This is a genomic window from Microcoleus sp. D3_18a_C4 (genome assembly GCF_036702415.1).
Taxonomy (GTDB): Bacteria; Cyanobacteriota; Cyanobacteriia; order Cyanobacteriales; family Microcoleaceae; genus Microcoleus.
Map to the genome: position 1 here is coordinate 29,663 of NZ_JAUBTI010000015.1, position 15,296 is coordinate 44,958.

Here is a 15,296-nt window from a genome sequence, read left to right on the forward strand (position 1 = left end):
TTAGATAGGAAAAAAGCGCAGTAAAATGCGCTGCTTTTTTAAATTTTAACTATTGAACAAGCTGCCAAGCTAATTTGGCTGCCCCTACCATGCCTGCTTGATTGCCCAATTCAGCAACCAATAACTGTAAATCTTCGCGAGAACTCGGCAGTACACGTTGCTGAATTTCGGCTTGAACCTGCGGTAAGAAAAATTCTGCACCTGCACTAATTCCACCGCCGATAATAATAGCTTCCGGCGTCAAAATATAAATGAGACTTGCCAAACCGATACCCAGATAGCGCCCGTAATTTTGCCAAAATTCTAAAGCTTTGGCATCTCCAGACTTAGCTAAATTTGCTAATTCTAGCGGTTCCAAACCCGTTTCCCGGCGAATTGCTTGCACCGAAACGTACTGTTCTAAAGAACCGCGATTGCCGCTGTTGCACTCCGGGCCGTCGGGATTTATGGCAATCAATCCTAGTTCTCCGGCCGCGCCTTGATGACCTACAAATAGTTTGCCGTCTAGGATAACTGCACCGCCGACTCCTGTACCTAAAGTTATTAAAATTAGGTTTTTAAAGTGCCTTCCTGCGCCCAACCAAGCTTCTCCCAATCCGGCACAGTTGGCATCATTTGCTAATATTGTCGGCAGTCCGGTTTTAGCTTCCAACCAGTCAGCTAGGGGGACGTTATGCCAGTTTTTGAGGTTAATTGCTACTCTGGCTATGCGGCCGGCGGCGTCTGCGGGGCCTGGAGTCCCGATGCCGATCGCACTTACACCATTTTCGACCGGATTAAGTTGTAAAATAGCATCGGTCATTGTAGCTAAAACGGCTTCTGGCGTTGCGGGTTGAGGGGTGGGGACAGTTAAGGATTGGTGACAAATGCCGTCTTCGCTAAATCTGCCGAGTTTAATGGCGGTTCCGCCTAAGTCAATGCCGATTACTTGTGTCATTCGATTTGGGTTTGGGATGCAAGAATTTGGGATTAATCCTCATAGGATAAACATATTTTAAGGTGCGGACTGTACACATTACCAAGTAAGTTTGTAGTGAGAATTTAAATCCTCCAACTTCTATTTTAGTCTATAATACTTAGCGACAAAAAATGGGTTAATTATTAATACTATCATACCGATCGCAATCCATAGCAAAAATTATGGATACCAGCGAGTTCGCCTATTTAATTTCGCCTAACTTACGTTGCGCTACCTCTCGGTTGTGCAAAGCATCGTGATAGTCTGGTTGGAGAGCAATTGCCTGGGTATAAGATGCGATCGCCTCTTCAAATCTTCCTAAATTATACTGCTCATTCCCTCTCTCGCACCATGCCTCAGCATCTACATTAACTTCCGATTCTGCCTCCGCACCCTCAGCGCCTCTGCGGTTCACTTCCCCAGAAAAACCCAAACCATTCCCAACAAACACCGCCTCAATCACCCTCCCCTTTGTATCCTCCTCCTCAACCTCCGGCAGCGGAAACCGTGTCAATATCTCCCGCCCAATTTGCCGCGCCACCTCTGACAATTCCCCGCTGCCAATTCTACCTAACAAAACCAGCCGCTGCGCCAATTCCTGAAGCGATGCCACCGCATCCGTAGGGGCGGTGCCCCCGTGCCCGCCCTGCTGGTTTTCCCCCTCTAACAATCGAGTCCCAAACCGTCGCAGCCAAGCCGCCAATTCACCATCTTTAAGGCGTTTTGCGATTAAGAATCCCGCTACATCCCCTCTACTCCAACCGGCATTCACCCCTTCCAGGATTTCCATGAATTTCGACTCGTATTCCGCGTCTGTTAAGGTTGGGCGGATGGCGGTATTTTCTGAAGGCGGGGAGGGTTTGCTTGGGGTTCCGAAAAGTCGCTGAATTAGTCGTTTGAAGAATTGCAGAATTTTGTTGAGCATTTGTGAGGTTGGGAGGGTGGGGTATTTTCTATTTTATAGCAATTATCAAAAGTAGGATTACATATAGATTGTCCGCGATATCTGTAGGAAGACGGCACTGTTGTGTCTGGGATTGCGACGCACAGCAAACAATCACATGAATAGGACTTACGCAATCATCCCAGGTATGGGGGCAACCGGGCGTGGGGAGAGCCCCTACAAAACACTATATATTGAGGCTGTGCGTAAGTCCTGATGAAGTAGAATTAATCTACTTTAAAAGCGGATAATACAGTTCTCCTGTTGAGTTGATATAACCGGCCCGATCGCCCGCTAAATCCCCCGTTCCCATAAATACGTCAACTCTCCCCGCCCCTTTGATTGCGCCGCCAGTATCTTGATCCAAAACGTACCGATTCACGGCATTTTGTTCGAGTTGTCCCGCCGCATTCGGATAAGGGAGTTTTGTACTAATTAATGCTAGTGCACCGGGCGGCATTAAGGCTTTGTCCGTGGCGATCGACCTTTCGGCAGTTACTGGCACTCCAATGCTTCCTGTGGCTGGAGATCCATTACTATCCCGGAAGAATACAAAGCTTTCATTTTTCGGCAAATATTTGTTCATATCTGCGGGAAAGTTGGTAAAATATTCCCTTAGTTTCGGCAAAGTTAACTCTTCTAAAGTAAACTTTCCGTCTTTAACTAATTCTCGTCCAACTCCTGTATAACTGTGACTGGTTTTGCCGGCAAAACCGACGGTCATCTCGCTACCATCTGTTAGTTGCAATCTCGCCGAACCTTGGACGTGCACGAGAAATGCTTGGAATCGATCGCGCAACCAAACTAATTCTAATCCTCGCAGCAATCCTTTACTTGCCTGCAAAGCATCTGCGCCTTCTAATTGCAATCTTGTCGGGTGAGGTTTCGGCCAAGATGCCATGTTTGGCGGCATCCGGTACAGGGGATAACGGTATTCGGAATTCGGCGTGCGAGATGCTGCGTAAGTCGGCTCGAAATAACCTGTAAATGCGACTGTTCCTTTGCCATCTTTGCCCGTGGATTTGTAAAATACAAACTCGCGCTTGACAGATTCCTGAAGTTGTGCTGGGGTTGTGGAACTGACAACTAATTGGCGGAATCGATCGAGGGAACGGCGGACTCGATCGCGCGTAACTCCTGCGACTGGATAGCGGCTGTAAGCAGTGGCGGCGGCCGATGTATTGAGATAGCGGAGGCTGTGGTCGATCGACCTTAACAGCAATTCTTTATCGCCCGGTTTGCCATTTTCGCCCCAGATTTGAGCGTCAAAGGCGATCGAATCCAACTCACTCGCTTGTAATTGATTTACACTCATTGGTTGCAGCGATGGAACTGCAACGGCGGGCACCGAAAAAGCGATCGCCAAAACGCAACAGGCGATCGCTAATAGCTGATAGCGAAAAATCTTGCTCAATTTCCAATCTTCCCTACTGAATTGATAATTTTCCTTATTCATCGTATCGTTCGACGCTAGAAGTAAATATCGGTTCTACGCGAATTGCGAGAACGCTGGTAGGCCGAACTACCATGTATTCGCCTTGAATATTTTTAATCGGGACGTTAAGAAATTCTCTTGAATCTTGTTTCGGCACCAGCGTACTGCTGTACCACTTTTGAAAATCTTGCAGGGTTGCGAAACGCACTTCTTCGCGATGGCCGCCCTCAAGCAGCAGGTGCACGGAATATTCGCTGGGTGTTCTAGGCATAGGAGATGGGGAGAGTTGTTGGAGGACAATCAAAAATCAAAAATCAAAAATCAAAAATTGATGTGGTTGTCCTCAAGCAGCAGGTGCACGGAATATTCGCACTTGTGTTCTAGGCATATCTGTATTTTAGATTTTTGATTTTAAGCTTTTGGAACGATTCCATATTTTACCCCTTCCTCGGCGCATTCCCTCATCTAGTGGGTTGGATTGAGGGAGAGGGGGAGAGGGGGGGAGAGGGGGAGAGGGGAGAGGGGGAGAGTGCCAGAAGGGGAGGGTGAGAGAGACTGGAGAGTTGTTGCAGGAAAATCTCAATCTAAAATCTAAAATCCCAAATCTTAAATCGATTGACGGCGGCCCCCATCTGCGGCTACGCTGTGAAAGTGAACTACCAGACGCTGACCACTTAAGTGGTACAGCGCTGGCTTCCTGATTCAACGGGGATAGCGTCCAATAAAACCGAAGTTTTACCCGATCGACTTACATCCCCTCCGCAGGCAGAAGCGCTAGTTCCTAACGCCAAAATCCGCAAGGCTTCATTTCTAATGTTTATCGCTGCGTTTACATCACGGTCATGGTGAGTACCACAACGCTGACAACTCCATGCTCTAACATCAAGAGTGAGATTATCAACTCGATTTAGGCATACATGGCAAGTCTTAGAGCTAGGAAACCATCGATCAATCTCGACATATTGTTTTCCTTCACTCTCGGACTTGTACTTAAGCATCGTGCAGAACATACCCCAGCCAACATCATTAATTGATGAAGCTAAATTATGATTCTTAACCATGCCTTTGATATTGAGATTTTCCACTGCAATAACTTGGTTTTCGTTAACTATCTTGCGGGATAGCTTCTGTAGAAAATCTTCACGGCATCTAGCAATTTTGGAGTGAACTTTTGCCACCGCCAGTCTTGCCTTTTTTCGGTTTTGACTACCTTTCTTTTTGCTAGAAAGCTTTTGCTGCTTACGTTTTAGGTTGCGTTGACGCTTGATAAAATGTTTGGGGTTGTCAAACTTAGAACCATCACTGGTAATCGCAAAATGAGTTAACCCTACATCAATGCCAATAGCTTTATCTACTGGGACTAACTCAGGTTTTGCTTCTCCATTATCAATCAAAACAGAAACAAAATATTTGCCGTCCGGGTTGCCAGACACGGTAACGGTCTTGATATCGCCCTCAAAATCACGATGTCGCCGACAGAAAACTAAACCAATCTTAGGTAGGTTGATATAGTCACCGTCGAATTTGACGTTTTGAGGATAGCTAATCGACTGCCTGCTGTGCTTTGACTTGAATTTGGGCAGCATTGCCCTCTTGTCAAAGAAGTTTTTGTAGGCAGTAGATAGATTCAATGCGACCACTTGCAAGCATTGAGAATAGGGTTCTTTTAGCCATTCGTATTCTTTTTTGAGTGCAGGGAGCAAGCCTTGTATGTATGCCCTAGATAGTCCTTTGCCAGTATTTTTGTAAGTTTCTTGACATAGATTTAAAGCATAGTTCCAAAACCATCTCGCACAACCAAAAGACTTTGCAAGCAAGGTTTCTTGCTCACTTGTGGGATAGATTCTGTACTTGTAGGCTTGATACATTTATCAAGATTGCAGAATACCGATAAGACTATCATAGCACACAAAAACGATATTGATTCGCTGTCGCTCAATTTATTTTCACCGCGAGCTTTCATCCCGACGCTCACCTTCGGTAGAGCGCGGGACTTCCCATTCGCATTAGTTAAGGCTGCTTTGCTCAAAGAAAAAGCAGCCCACGTCGCTCAAAAATCTAGTTGCACTCCCTCCGCTTCGCTCCGCCCAAAGCTGCTACCAACAGCAATGGACAGCTAACCGCCAAACTGAGTAAGCAGTATGGAGGCTAGTTGAGAATTTTAACATTCTCTGTAGCCGCCCTGCTCTGTGTTAACGTGCGGGGCGGCTGGGTTTTTGGGTTTTCCTAGAAAACCAAAAACCAGGAGACCATATTATGTCACAGGAATTCGTGCGTGACGATAACTTTTCCGATCGTCCAAATGACGCCTCAGCAGTATCGGAACAGGAAGTCGTGCGGATAACGGTTGTCGGTTCCCGCGCAGCCGTGTTAGACACCATCCACACCTTGTACCGACTGGGATTTGCCGCCGTCGGGGATTGGAGCCCGCCGCAGCGAGGCGCACAGCCGGGACAAGTGATAAGCGTACTCATTCGCCGATCGCGCAAAGCCTAAAAATAGGCTGAAATACGCTAGGGACACGACACCGTGCCTTTCGTCGTGTCAACAAACACGTTAAACCCGCAGTCCGACAGGGGGTTGAAACCCCTGCCTCAAAACTCAACTCCTCGCGATGAGGACTCAGAAGAAGACTTGTGAAATCATTAGTCCTCTTGAGAGGACTTTAGCTATTAGACAGGGAATTCATTCCCTGGCGGACTGACGGGCGGGTGGGAGGACTGGCGGACGATGGGCTTAAGTTGACACGCTTTGCACAAGGTATTGCCGTGTCCTCCATCGCCGCGGCTACATGGCTATATCTACGATTGTCACATCCTCCGAGGGCGAGGGCGGGACGCCATCGCCCGTGCTACGGGAAATTTCATCATCCAACCCCGTTAATTTTATCCGTTCCCCACAGTCAACACAAGCCTTGGCCCAAGTCCCTACAATGATTAATCCGGCGGAATACAGGGATTGTGTATTTTAGAACACGATTTGACCGCAACACTTAAAATAGTCTTGATTTACCGATCGACTGCACCCTTTTCTCATCAATATTTCTGGTTAGCTGGGGGTGTCTGTGGGCCGGAGTTGCGAGGTTCTGCTTCCAAAAGGCTGATAATGGTGCACAATTTCAAATTAACAACAAAACTTGCACTATTTTGAGTAAGCTTTGGGGGGAACAGCTTAGAAAGCCTGTTTCTAAGACTGATGCAAAATATCAAATTAATCCTCCACCTTGTCCAATTACTAATTACGAACCTATGCCCCGTCGTCAAGACTTAAAAAAGATTCTTCTTATTGGTTCCGGCCCAATTGTTATCGGTCAAGCGTGCGAATTTGACTATTCAGGGACACAAGCTTGCAAAGCTTTGCGAGAAGAAGGTTTTGAAGTAGTGTTGGTGAATTCCAACCCGGCAACGATTATGACCGATCCAGAAACTGCCGATCGCATTTACATCGAACCTCTAACGCCGGCCATCCTCGAACAAATCATCGCTAAAGAAAGACCTCAAGCAGTTTTACCGACTATGGGCGGTCAAACGGCGCTAAATTTAGCAGTGGCAGTCGCTAAAAATGGCGTTTTAGAAAAATACAACGTCGAGTTGATTGGTGCTAAGTTGCCAGCAATTGAAATGGCAGAAGATCGGCTATTATTTAAGGAAGCGATGGCGCGAATTGGGGTCGCCGTTTGCCCTTCGGGAATTGCCAACACTCTCGACGAAGCCAAAGCAATTGGTCACCAAATCGGCAGTTATCCGTTAATTATTCGTCCTGCTTTTACAATGGGCGGCACGGGAGGCGGCATTTCTTACAATCAAGAAGAATTTGAAGAAATGGCCCAAGGCGGGCTTGATGCCAGTCCAGTATCGCAAATTTTAATCGAACAATCTTTGATTGGTTGGAAAGAGTACGAACTGGAAGTAATGCGAGATTTGGCAGATAATGTAGTGATTATTTGTTCGATCGAGAATCTCGACCCGATGGGCGTCCACACCGGCGATTCCATCACCGTCGCCCCGGCGCAAACTCTCACAGACAAAGAATATCAGCGCCTGCGGGATGCTTCGGTGAAAATTATTCGCGAAATCGGAGTTGAAACCGGCGGTTCCAATATTCAATTTGCCGTCAATCCTGTCAACGGAGATTTCATCGTTATTGAAATGAACCCTAGGGTTTCCCGTTCCTCCGCCTTGGCCTCGAAAGCAACTGGTTTCCCTATTGCAAAAATGGCGGCAAAATTAGCGGTAGGTTACAGCCTAGACGAAATTTCCAACGATATTACCAAGAAAACTCCGGCGTCTTTTGAGCCCACAATTGACTACGTGGTGACGAAGATTCCCCGATTTGCCTTTGAAAAGTTCCCCGGTTCCGAACCGACTCTGACAACGCAAATGAAGTCAGTTGGGGAGGTAATGGCGATCGGGCGCAGCTTCAACGAATCCTTCCAAAAAGCCCTGCGGGGATTGGAAACAGGCCGCGCAGGTTTCGGGTGCGACAAACCGGAAAAGTTGCCGAGTTTGGAACAAATTCGCGCCGGATTGCGGACGCCAAATCCCGATCGCATTTTTACAGTTCGCCACGCGATGATGATGGGAATGTCGGTGGAAGATATCTTCGAGTTCACAGCAATTGACCCTTGGTTTTTGGATAAAATGCAGGAATTGCTGGAAACTGAGAAGTTCTTGAAACGAACGCGGTTGGAACAGTTGACAAAAGAGACAATGTTTGAAGTAAAGCAGTTGGGATTTAGCGATCGCCAAATTGCTTACGCCACCAAAACATCGGAAGATCGAGTCCGCGCTTACCGCAAACAGTTAGGCGTAATTCCGATTTACAAAACCGTCGATACCTGTGCCGCTGAATTTGAAGCGTTTACACCGTATTATTATTCCACCTACGAAGCGGGAGCGGCTATTTGGGAATTGGGCGATGAAGAAAAGAAAGTTTCGCCTGTGGGCCACAGTCTGGCGCCGGAGTCGGAAGTTTTGCCTTCTACCAAACGAAAAGTGATGATTTTAGGTGGCGGGCCCAACCGAATCGGACAGGGAATTGAGTTTGATTACTGCTGCTGTCACGCTTCCTATTCCCTAGGAGAAGATGGCTTTGAGACAATTATGGTCAACTCGAACCCGGAGACGGTTTCGACGGATTATGATACGAGCGATCGCCTGTATTTTGAACCTCTAACAAAAGAAGATGTTCTCAACATCATCGAAGCCGAAAATCCAGAGGGAGTAATTATTCAGTTTGGCGGACAAACGCCGCTGAAATTGGCGCTGCCTTTACAAAAAGCTCTGGAAAATCACCCCGACGTACAAACAAAAATTTGGGGAACTTCGCCGGATTCTATTGATACGGCTGAAGACAGGGAGCGATTTGAAAAGATTCTGCGGGAATTGGATATTCAGCAAGCTGCTAACGGTTTGGCCCGCAGTTTTGAGGATGCTTTAATAGTAGCTCAACGCATCGGTTATCCGGTAGTGGTGCGACCGAGTTACGTGTTGGGCGGGCGAGCAATGGAAATTGTTTATTCCGATACGGAATTGGAACGTTACATGACCTATGCGGTTCTCGTAGAACCAGATCATCCGATTTTAATTGATAAGTTTTTGGAGAATGCGATCGAGGTTGATGTAGATGCGATCGCCGATGTTACTGGCAATGTGACGATTGGCGGTATTATGGAACACATCGAGGAAGCGGGAATCCACTCCGGCGACTCTGCTTGTTCTATCCCTTACCAAACGCTTTCGGACGCAGCTTTGGCAACAATCCGCCGCTGGACTGTAGAATTAGCAAAATCCCTGAAAGTGATCGGGTTGATGAATATTCAATTTGCCGTTCAAGGGGAAGAAGTTTTCATTTTGGAAGCTAACCCGCGCGCTTCTCGAACAGTGCCTTTTGTCTCCAAGGCGATCGGAGTTCCCTTAGCAAAAATGGCCTCGCGAGTCATGTCTGGCAAAACTCTAGAAGCTTTGGGTTTTACTGAAGAGATTATACCCACTCATGTTTCGGTAAAAGAAGCAGTATTGCCCTTTGCTAAGTTTCCGGGAACTGATACTTTGTTAGGGCCAGAAATGCGATCGACCGGCGAAGTCATGGGAATTGACACCGATTTTGGCAAAGCATTTGCCAAAGCTCAATTAGGTGCCGGACAAATGATGCCGCTGTTGGGAACTGTCCTGGTTTCGATGCGCGATCGGGACAAACTAGCAGTTGTACCCGTTGTCAAGGAATTCTTAGAATTGGGTTTCAGAGTAGTAGCAACTCACGGAACACGCAAAGTTTTGCGAGAGCAAGGTTTAGAGGTAGATTTGGAATTGAAACTGCACGAAGGGCGGCCGAATTTGTTGGATTCAATCAAGAATGAGAAAATTCAACTAATTATCACCACGCCTTCCGGCGAAGAATCCCGCGCCGACGGCATCTTTATCCGTCGCACAGCTTTGACTTACAAAATCCCGATTATTACCACAATAGCCGGTGCCAAAGCGACAGCAGCGGGAATTCGATCGCTCAAATCCCACCCAATGGAAGTAAAAGCAATTCAAGACTATTACCCGCAAGCCTAGAGGGCGAAACACCCTATGTTTAGGGTGTGCAGGGCGCACTATTAGTGTCAACTTAAGCTTTTAGTCCGCCAGTCCTCCCGCTCACCCGGCAGCCCGCCAGGGAATGAATTCCCTGTCTTATAGCGAAAGTCCTCTCAAAGAGGACTGAAGAACTCATTAGTCTTCATAGCGAGGACTTTCGCTTTGAGGCTCTTGTTTCAAACCCTGCCGGATTGAGGGTTGAACGTTAAGTTGACACCAATGACCGCGCACCTTACCCTAAACATAAGGTGCGCGCCACCAAAACCTAATCTGCATCGGAATCCAAAACTCCGCTAGACAGCATCAACCTCGGCCAAACTAACAAGAAAAAACCCATCCAAGCTAATAAAGGAATCGCGACTAAAACAGTTATCCAAACAGTTTTTAATAAAAACCAACTACCGCTAATCAGGCTAGTACCAGTTAAAAGAATCGACCAAGGTTGACACCACCAAGGTTTGTAACTCCAAGGACTAATAGCTTTTTGATTAGAAAGTTTTTTATCAGAAAGAGATTTCATATTTTTAGTGATTGTTTATGGAGAATAGTCGGGCTAGCTGGATTAACCGAAGTTAAACATTCATCACCTCTTCTGCTGTCAGCGTTAATTCGGGAAAAGTCCGTGATACAATTCGTTCGCTGCCTTTAAACGCGCTTCTTTGATAGTTGCTATCTGCATCCAAAATGTGGACAAATACAGTTGGAACTTTGGGATTTCCCAGAAATTCCCTGCTGCCAATTGCTAAATAATCGACAATCCAATACTCAGGAATTCCGAGGCGCCGATATTCGTCCAATTTGTCTATATAATCGTCCTCCCAATTTGTTGATGTTACTTCCACTGCCAGTTGAATTGGTTCCCGCATTGCAGCATAAGCAGAACGGTTCGATCGCCACAAGTCGCGATCGATTACGCTGACATCCGGTCTCCGCCCTTGTTCGATGCCGGCTTTACTTACAGTTCTGATAACGGCGGTATTTTTGACTACATAATTTAAACTTAGCCGTTTAATTTCATCTTTAAATGAGTCAGACGTAAAATCAGCAACATCACCATAATTTCTTGTGGCATTCCTCTCTACAATTTCTCCATTTACCAGTTCATATAGTCCATCTTCTGGACATTCTACAAGGAATTGGTCAAAGGTTAATTTTTGCGTGACTGTGGCAATCATAAGATTTCTCCTTATTTTGCAGTAATACTATTAGTCTATATTACCACAGGCAGGAATGAATTTGTTTTTTTGACCCCAGACATCCAATTATAAAATCTAAAATATACAATTAAAAATCTCAAATCGATTCAGGTAAATGGTAAAATACGATCGCCAGCCGGCAGATTGAGGTGATACTAAACGGCAGTTTCGTATACTTTTGGTGACATTAAAGACATATTGGACAAAAAAACACCGTTTTCTTGTCTTTTGTGGGCTGTGACTGGTAAAATAAGTATCCGAAGAAGGCAGTCCTGACTCTCTCCCCAGCCTATGTACGCCCTAAAGCTAGAACTAAAACTCAACAATTCAGAACGTACAAGGATGGCGCGACACGCCGGTTACGCTCGGTTTTGCTATAACTTGGCTCGTACCCTTTACTTGGGCGTGATGGATATCAAAGTTAGCCGTACTCGAAAAATTGCCCTCATCAAAAAAACCTTCACAAACTTCATCAAAAAACAACCAGAATATCAATGGACTAACACTTTATCATCTCGCGTTTATCAAAATGCTTTCCGGGCCTTCAATAATGCCCTAGAACGTTTTTTGAAAGGTAGAGGTGGCTTTCCTAATTTCAAACGCAAAAAATCCGGGGACTCGTTTACTGTAGACAGCAGCAATGGGCCAGTATTTCTGAGAGCTGGCAATCGGATAAAAATTCCTACAATGGGAACGTTTCGCCTGAAAGAAGCTATCGGGTACAACTGTTGCTCTCAAACATTTACTATCAGCCGCACTGCGGATAAATGGTACGTCAGTTTTACAATAAAAGCCGACAAAATCCCCCCTTTGTATCACTCAGTCTCCGAAACCATCGGCATAGATTTAGGAGTTTCAACCTTTGCCACCTTGAGTGACGGTACGGTATACCAACTGCCAAATTCCCTAAAAAAAGCGAAAATCAAGCTAGGGAAACTACAGTACCGCAATCGAAACAAGCAATTAGGCAATAGAAAACTAGGGATTAAAGCCTCAACCAACGCTCAAAAATTTTATCGCAATCAGGCTAAACAACACGCCGATATTGCTCAGGGGCGACGAGATTTCTTGCAGAAAACAACGACAGAAATTAGTCAGAAGTATGCCCACATCCGCATCGAAGATTTAAATATTTCTGGGATGCTGGCAAATCACAAACTGGCTTCTTCAGTTGTAGACTCAGGATTTTATGAATTTCGACGCTTTCTCACTTATAAATCTCCCATTTACGGCACTGTTGTCGAACTGGTAGATAGATGGTATCCTTCATCTAAAACTTGCTCAAGCTGCAGTCACGTTCAACCGATGCCACTTCAAGCGCGAATGTTTGTTTGTGAGTCTTGCGGTAACAATTGTAATCGAGACTTGAATGCTGCGATTAATTTAGCATCAGTCCCAAAAGATCGAGTAAGGATGGCTAGTCCTGAATTAACGCCTGTTGAGTAGAAGGAGCCGACTCCCTACGCAGACACAGGAAATAAGTTTTAAGTGTCCGAGATGTCAGTCTTGTCCGCTTTATGTCAATCTTATGTAGCAGTTAAATATGTCACCTACTTGCTAGGGTAGAAAGTAACAAACCTAGAAATCGAGCCACTCCCAGGTCAACCCCGAACCATGAGACTAGACGAAGCCGTAGAATTTGCCGAAAACCCAGAGCCGCGCTGTCCCTGCGTCCTCCTGCTGGACACATCCGGCTCCATGCAAGGCGCACCCATAGATGCCTTGAATGAGGGGCTGGAAATTTTTAGGAATGACCTAATTAAAGACGAACTAGCTAAAAAGCGAGTCGAAGTCGCGATTATTTCATTTGACAATCAGATCAAAGTCGTGCAAGACTTCGTTACCGCCGACCAGTTCGAGACGCCACTGCTGACAGCTCAAGGACAAACCCACATGGGCGCAGGCATTCAGCTAGCATTAGATACCATTGCCGCCCGCAAATCCGAATACCGCAACAACGGCATTACCTACTACCGCCCGTGGGTATTTATGATTACCGACGGCGAACCTCAAGGCGAATCCGACGATGTTGTGGAAATAGCAGCACAGCGGATTAAAGAGGAAGAAACTAACAAGCGCGTGGCATTTTTTGCAGTCGGAGTGGAAGGTGCTAATATTCCCCGTCTCGCGCAAATTGTCGATCGCACGCCTGTAAAATTGAAAGGATTAGACTTTAGAGAGATGTTCATCTGGCTGTCGGCTAGTATGCAGAGAGTTTCTCACTCAAAAATTGACGAACAAGTAGCACTGCCGCCACCCGGATGGGGAACTGTTTAGTTATTAGTCATGGGTCATTAGTCATTAGTCATTAGTCATTAGTCATTGGTCATTGGTCATTAGTTATGAGTCATTAGTCATTAGTCATTAGTCATTAGTAAGAGTGCCGTGTCCCTACGGCACGGCCGTGTCCCTACAAGGGCTAGTACCTACGAACCCAGAAAAGTGCTGTAATTAGGGATAAATAAACCCGTCCAGACTTTGCATAGTTGTGAATTTACGAAGTTTTGAGTTAAAGAGTTATTAATGCAGAATTCATCCTTTAATTGGCAAGTTGTAGCGGCATCGGTGATAGGTACGAGCCACGAAAAAAGATCGCAGCCTTGTCAAGATGCCCACTGCTGGCGTCTCTTGCCAAACGGTGTTTTAGCGGCAGCGGTTGCCGACGGTGCGGGCTCGGCCCCACTCGCAGAAGTTGGGGCAAAAATTGCTGTGGAAGCGGTTGTCGAAACGATTTGCCAGCAACAGGAAAGGCTGCCTGAAAATGACGACGAATGGCAGGTATTCTTGACGGCATCGCTGCAAGTGGCGCGGGCGCAGGTAGAAGCAGAAGCGGCTGTGCGGGAAGTGGCTGCGAGAGATTTAGCCTGCACTTTAATTGCGGTTGTTGCTACGCCTGAATTAATCGCAGTTGCTCAAATCGGTGACGGTGCGGCGGTAGCAGGTGACAGTGCAGGAAATGCGATCGCCCTGACAGTACCCCCCTGCGGCGAATACATCAACGAAACTATCTTTTTGATTTCGCCGAATGCGATCGAAACAGCGCAATTTCAGGTACTGCGGGAAAAACTGCAGCACTTAGCCGTTTTTTCCGACGGCTTGCAAATGCTAGCTCTCAAAATCCCAGAAGGCACGCCGCACAAGCCGTTTTTTGCGCCTTTGTTTCGGTTTTCTGGCGAGTGGAAAGAAGAGGAAGATGCAAAACAGCAATTAGAGTCATTTTTGCGATCGCCCCGGGTTTCCGAACGCACCGATGATGACTTAACATTATTGTTAGCAACTTTTTCGACCAATGTCTAGTCTGTTCAACTTGAGATATTGCACCATTCTCAAGAACAGGCAAGATGCCTGTTCCACAAAAGATAAATTTTCTTGTGGAACAGGCATCTTGCCTGTTCAGAAAAGGCTTATTGAGAATGGTGCAAGATGTGATCTCAACTCCACTTACAAAAAGCGGATAAAAAATTATGACAGGTTCACGAATTAGTGCCAGAAGCTTGTTGCGAGAAACATTTGCTACTGCGAAACCTATATACGCTCCCCTGTTGACCATCAATTTTCCCAATTTTATATTGGTCGCGCTCAATAGTTTGGGCAATCTCGGTTCAGCAGGTGTTGCTTTCAATATTATCTACTCGTTCGTGGCAGTTCCTTTATTTTCGGGAGCCATGATTTTCTACAGTTACCGAAGTTTGACTCGAAATCAAGTAACTGTGGGTCAGGCTTTCAATCAAGCAAACCGAAGATTGCTGCACCTTATTTTGGTTTATATTATGTTTGTGGTGCTGGTGTTTGCAGGCTTCATTGCACTAATAATTCCCGGTCTTTATGTATCATATCGCTTAATATTTTCATTGTACGCTACCGTCATTGATAACTCTTCAGCGCTGGACAGTCTTAGCAGCAGTTGGAACTTAACTAAAGGGCGCTGGTGGTTGCTATTTCGAGCGATTTCTCTGATGGTTTTGCTTGTTTTTGTGCCAATAATATTGATTTCCCTATTAATCGATCCGACGGCCAAATCCGTAGGATATCAGCTTACAAGTAATCTACTCGGATTTTTAGCCGGGCCGTTGATGAATGTTTATTTGGTTTTATTGTACCTGCGCCTGCGGGAATCGGCAGCAACTATTCAATAGACATCTCCGAAAAATCAAGTCCAGGGCTGTCAGGATACCTACCCCAC

Annotated in this window: 14 protein-coding genes; 7 read left to right on the forward strand and 7 right to left on the reverse strand. The window is 46.1% G+C overall.

The window, feature by feature from the left end:
- Positions 1-49: 49 nt before the first annotated feature.
- The 5 genes from QUB16_RS10110 to QUB16_RS10130 form a co-directional block, all read right to left on the reverse strand.
- Positions 50-937 carry an ROK family protein gene (locus QUB16_RS10110; RefSeq protein WP_333315825.1) on the reverse strand — a complete coding sequence of 296 codons (888 nt, stop codon included), beginning with the start codon at positions 935-937 and terminating at the stop codon, positions 50-52.
- 223 nt (positions 938-1,160) lie between these two features.
- Complete coding sequence (locus tag QUB16_RS10115) at positions 1,161-1,883, reverse strand: tetratricopeptide repeat protein (RefSeq protein ID WP_333315826.1); 723 nt, start codon at positions 1,881-1,883, stop codon at positions 1,161-1,163.
- A gap of 250 nt (positions 1,884-2,133) precedes the next feature.
- Entirely contained in the window at positions 2,134-3,357 is a 1,224-nt protein-coding gene (locus QUB16_RS10120; protein WP_333315827.1) for a murein transglycosylase A, read from the reverse strand.
- Positions 3,350-3,607, reverse strand: coding sequence for a hypothetical protein (locus tag QUB16_RS10125; protein WP_172192361.1), 258 nt, complete (start codon positions 3,605-3,607; stop codon positions 3,350-3,352). Before QUB16_RS10125 ends, QUB16_RS10120 begins: the two co-directional genes overlap by 8 nt.
- 403 nt (positions 3,608-4,010) lie before the next feature.
- Positions 4,011-5,204 carry an RNA-guided endonuclease TnpB family protein gene (locus QUB16_RS10130; RefSeq protein ID WP_333315828.1) on the reverse strand — a complete coding sequence of 398 codons (1,194 nt, stop codon included), beginning with the start codon at positions 5,202-5,204 and terminating at the stop codon, positions 4,011-4,013.
- 9 nt (positions 5,205-5,213) lie between these two features.
- Here QUB16_RS10130 and QUB16_RS10135 point away from each other — a divergent pair, with 9 nt between their 5' ends.
- From QUB16_RS10135 to carB, 3 genes are all read left to right on the forward strand, one after another.
- Positions 5,214-5,456 (forward strand): hypothetical protein, encoded by a 243-nt coding sequence (locus QUB16_RS10135; RefSeq protein ID WP_333315829.1) that lies wholly within the window; start codon positions 5,214-5,216, stop codon positions 5,454-5,456.
- Positions 5,457-5,592: 136 nt separating this feature from the next.
- Entirely contained in the window at positions 5,593-5,832 is a 240-nt protein-coding gene (locus QUB16_RS10140) for a hypothetical protein (RefSeq protein WP_333315830.1), read from the forward strand.
- A gap of 752 nt (positions 5,833-6,584) precedes the next feature.
- Complete coding sequence (carB, locus tag QUB16_RS10145) at positions 6,585-9,896, forward strand: carbamoyl-phosphate synthase large subunit (RefSeq protein ID WP_333315874.1); 3,312 nt, start codon at positions 6,585-6,587, stop codon at positions 9,894-9,896.
- Positions 9,897-10,182: 286 nt separating this feature from the next.
- On the opposite strand, the gene QUB16_RS10150 is transcribed toward carB, so the two are convergent.
- Together QUB16_RS10150 and QUB16_RS10155 are read right to left on the reverse strand one after the other, a co-directional pair.
- The gene (locus QUB16_RS10150; protein WP_333244344.1) at positions 10,183-10,437 is read right to left on the reverse strand and encodes a DUF6737 family protein; all 255 of its coding nucleotides are present in this window, start codon (positions 10,435-10,437) and stop codon (positions 10,183-10,185) included.
- Between the two features lie 52 nt (positions 10,438-10,489).
- The gene (locus tag QUB16_RS10155) at positions 10,490-11,092 is read right to left on the reverse strand and encodes a Uma2 family endonuclease (protein ID WP_333315831.1); all 603 of its coding nucleotides are present in this window, start codon (positions 11,090-11,092) and stop codon (positions 10,490-10,492) included.
- A gap of 312 nt (positions 11,093-11,404) precedes the next feature.
- Between QUB16_RS10155 and QUB16_RS10160 the strand changes: the two genes are divergently transcribed.
- From QUB16_RS10160 to QUB16_RS10175, 4 genes are all read left to right on the forward strand, one after another.
- Positions 11,405-12,559 (forward strand): transposase, encoded by a 1,155-nt coding sequence (locus QUB16_RS10160; protein WP_333315832.1) that lies wholly within the window; start codon positions 11,405-11,407, stop codon positions 12,557-12,559.
- Positions 12,560-12,727: 168 nt separating this feature from the next.
- A complete protein-coding gene (locus QUB16_RS10165; RefSeq protein ID WP_333143204.1) occupies positions 12,728-13,390 on the forward strand; it encodes a VWA domain-containing protein in 663 nt (220 codons plus the stop codon).
- A gap of 246 nt (positions 13,391-13,636) precedes the next feature.
- Entirely contained in the window at positions 13,637-14,410 is a 774-nt protein-coding gene (locus tag QUB16_RS10170) for a PP2C family serine/threonine-protein phosphatase (RefSeq protein ID WP_333315833.1), read from the forward strand.
- Between the two features lie 167 nt (positions 14,411-14,577).
- Positions 14,578-15,249 (forward strand): hypothetical protein, encoded by a 672-nt coding sequence (locus QUB16_RS10175; protein WP_333315834.1) that lies wholly within the window; start codon positions 14,578-14,580, stop codon positions 15,247-15,249.
- Positions 15,250-15,296 lie beyond the last annotated feature (47 nt).

Excerpts from the sequence above, each read along its gene's own strand:
- QUB16_RS10110 (WP_333315825.1), bottom strand. The coding sequence starts at position 937 with ATGACACAAGTAATCGGCATTGACTTAGGCGGAACCGCCATTAAACTC.
- QUB16_RS10115 (WP_333315826.1), bottom strand. The coding sequence starts at position 1,883 with ATGCTCAACAAAATTCTGCAATTCTTCAAACGACTAATTCAGCGACTT.
- QUB16_RS10120 (WP_333315827.1), bottom strand. The coding sequence starts at position 3,357 with ATGAATAAGGAAAATTATCAATTCAGTAGGGAAGATTGGAAATTGAGC.
- QUB16_RS10125 (WP_172192361.1), bottom strand. The coding sequence starts at position 3,607 with ATGCCTAGAACACCCAGCGAATATTCCGTGCACCTGCTGCTTGAGGGC.
- QUB16_RS10130 (WP_333315828.1), bottom strand. The coding sequence starts at position 5,204 with ATGTATCAAGCCTACAAGTACAGAATCTATCCCACAAGTGAGCAAGAA.
- QUB16_RS10140 (WP_333315830.1), top strand. The coding sequence starts at position 5,593 with ATGTCACAGGAATTCGTGCGTGACGATAACTTTTCCGATCGTCCAAAT.
- carB (WP_333315874.1), top strand. The coding sequence starts at position 6,585 with ATGCCCCGTCGTCAAGACTTAAAAAAGATTCTTCTTATTGGTTCCGGC.
- QUB16_RS10150 (WP_333244344.1), bottom strand. The coding sequence starts at position 10,437 with ATGAAATCTCTTTCTGATAAAAAACTTTCTAATCAAAAAGCTATTAGT.
- QUB16_RS10155 (WP_333315831.1), bottom strand. The coding sequence starts at position 11,092 with ATGATTGCCACAGTCACGCAAAAATTAACCTTTGACCAATTCCTTGTA.
- QUB16_RS10160 (WP_333315832.1), top strand. The coding sequence starts at position 11,405 with ATGTACGCCCTAAAGCTAGAACTAAAACTCAACAATTCAGAACGTACA.
- QUB16_RS10165 (WP_333143204.1), top strand. The coding sequence starts at position 12,728 with ATGAGACTAGACGAAGCCGTAGAATTTGCCGAAAACCCAGAGCCGCGC.
- QUB16_RS10170 (WP_333315833.1), top strand. The coding sequence starts at position 13,637 with ATGCAGAATTCATCCTTTAATTGGCAAGTTGTAGCGGCATCGGTGATA.
- QUB16_RS10175 (WP_333315834.1), top strand. The coding sequence starts at position 14,578 with ATGACAGGTTCACGAATTAGTGCCAGAAGCTTGTTGCGAGAAACATTT.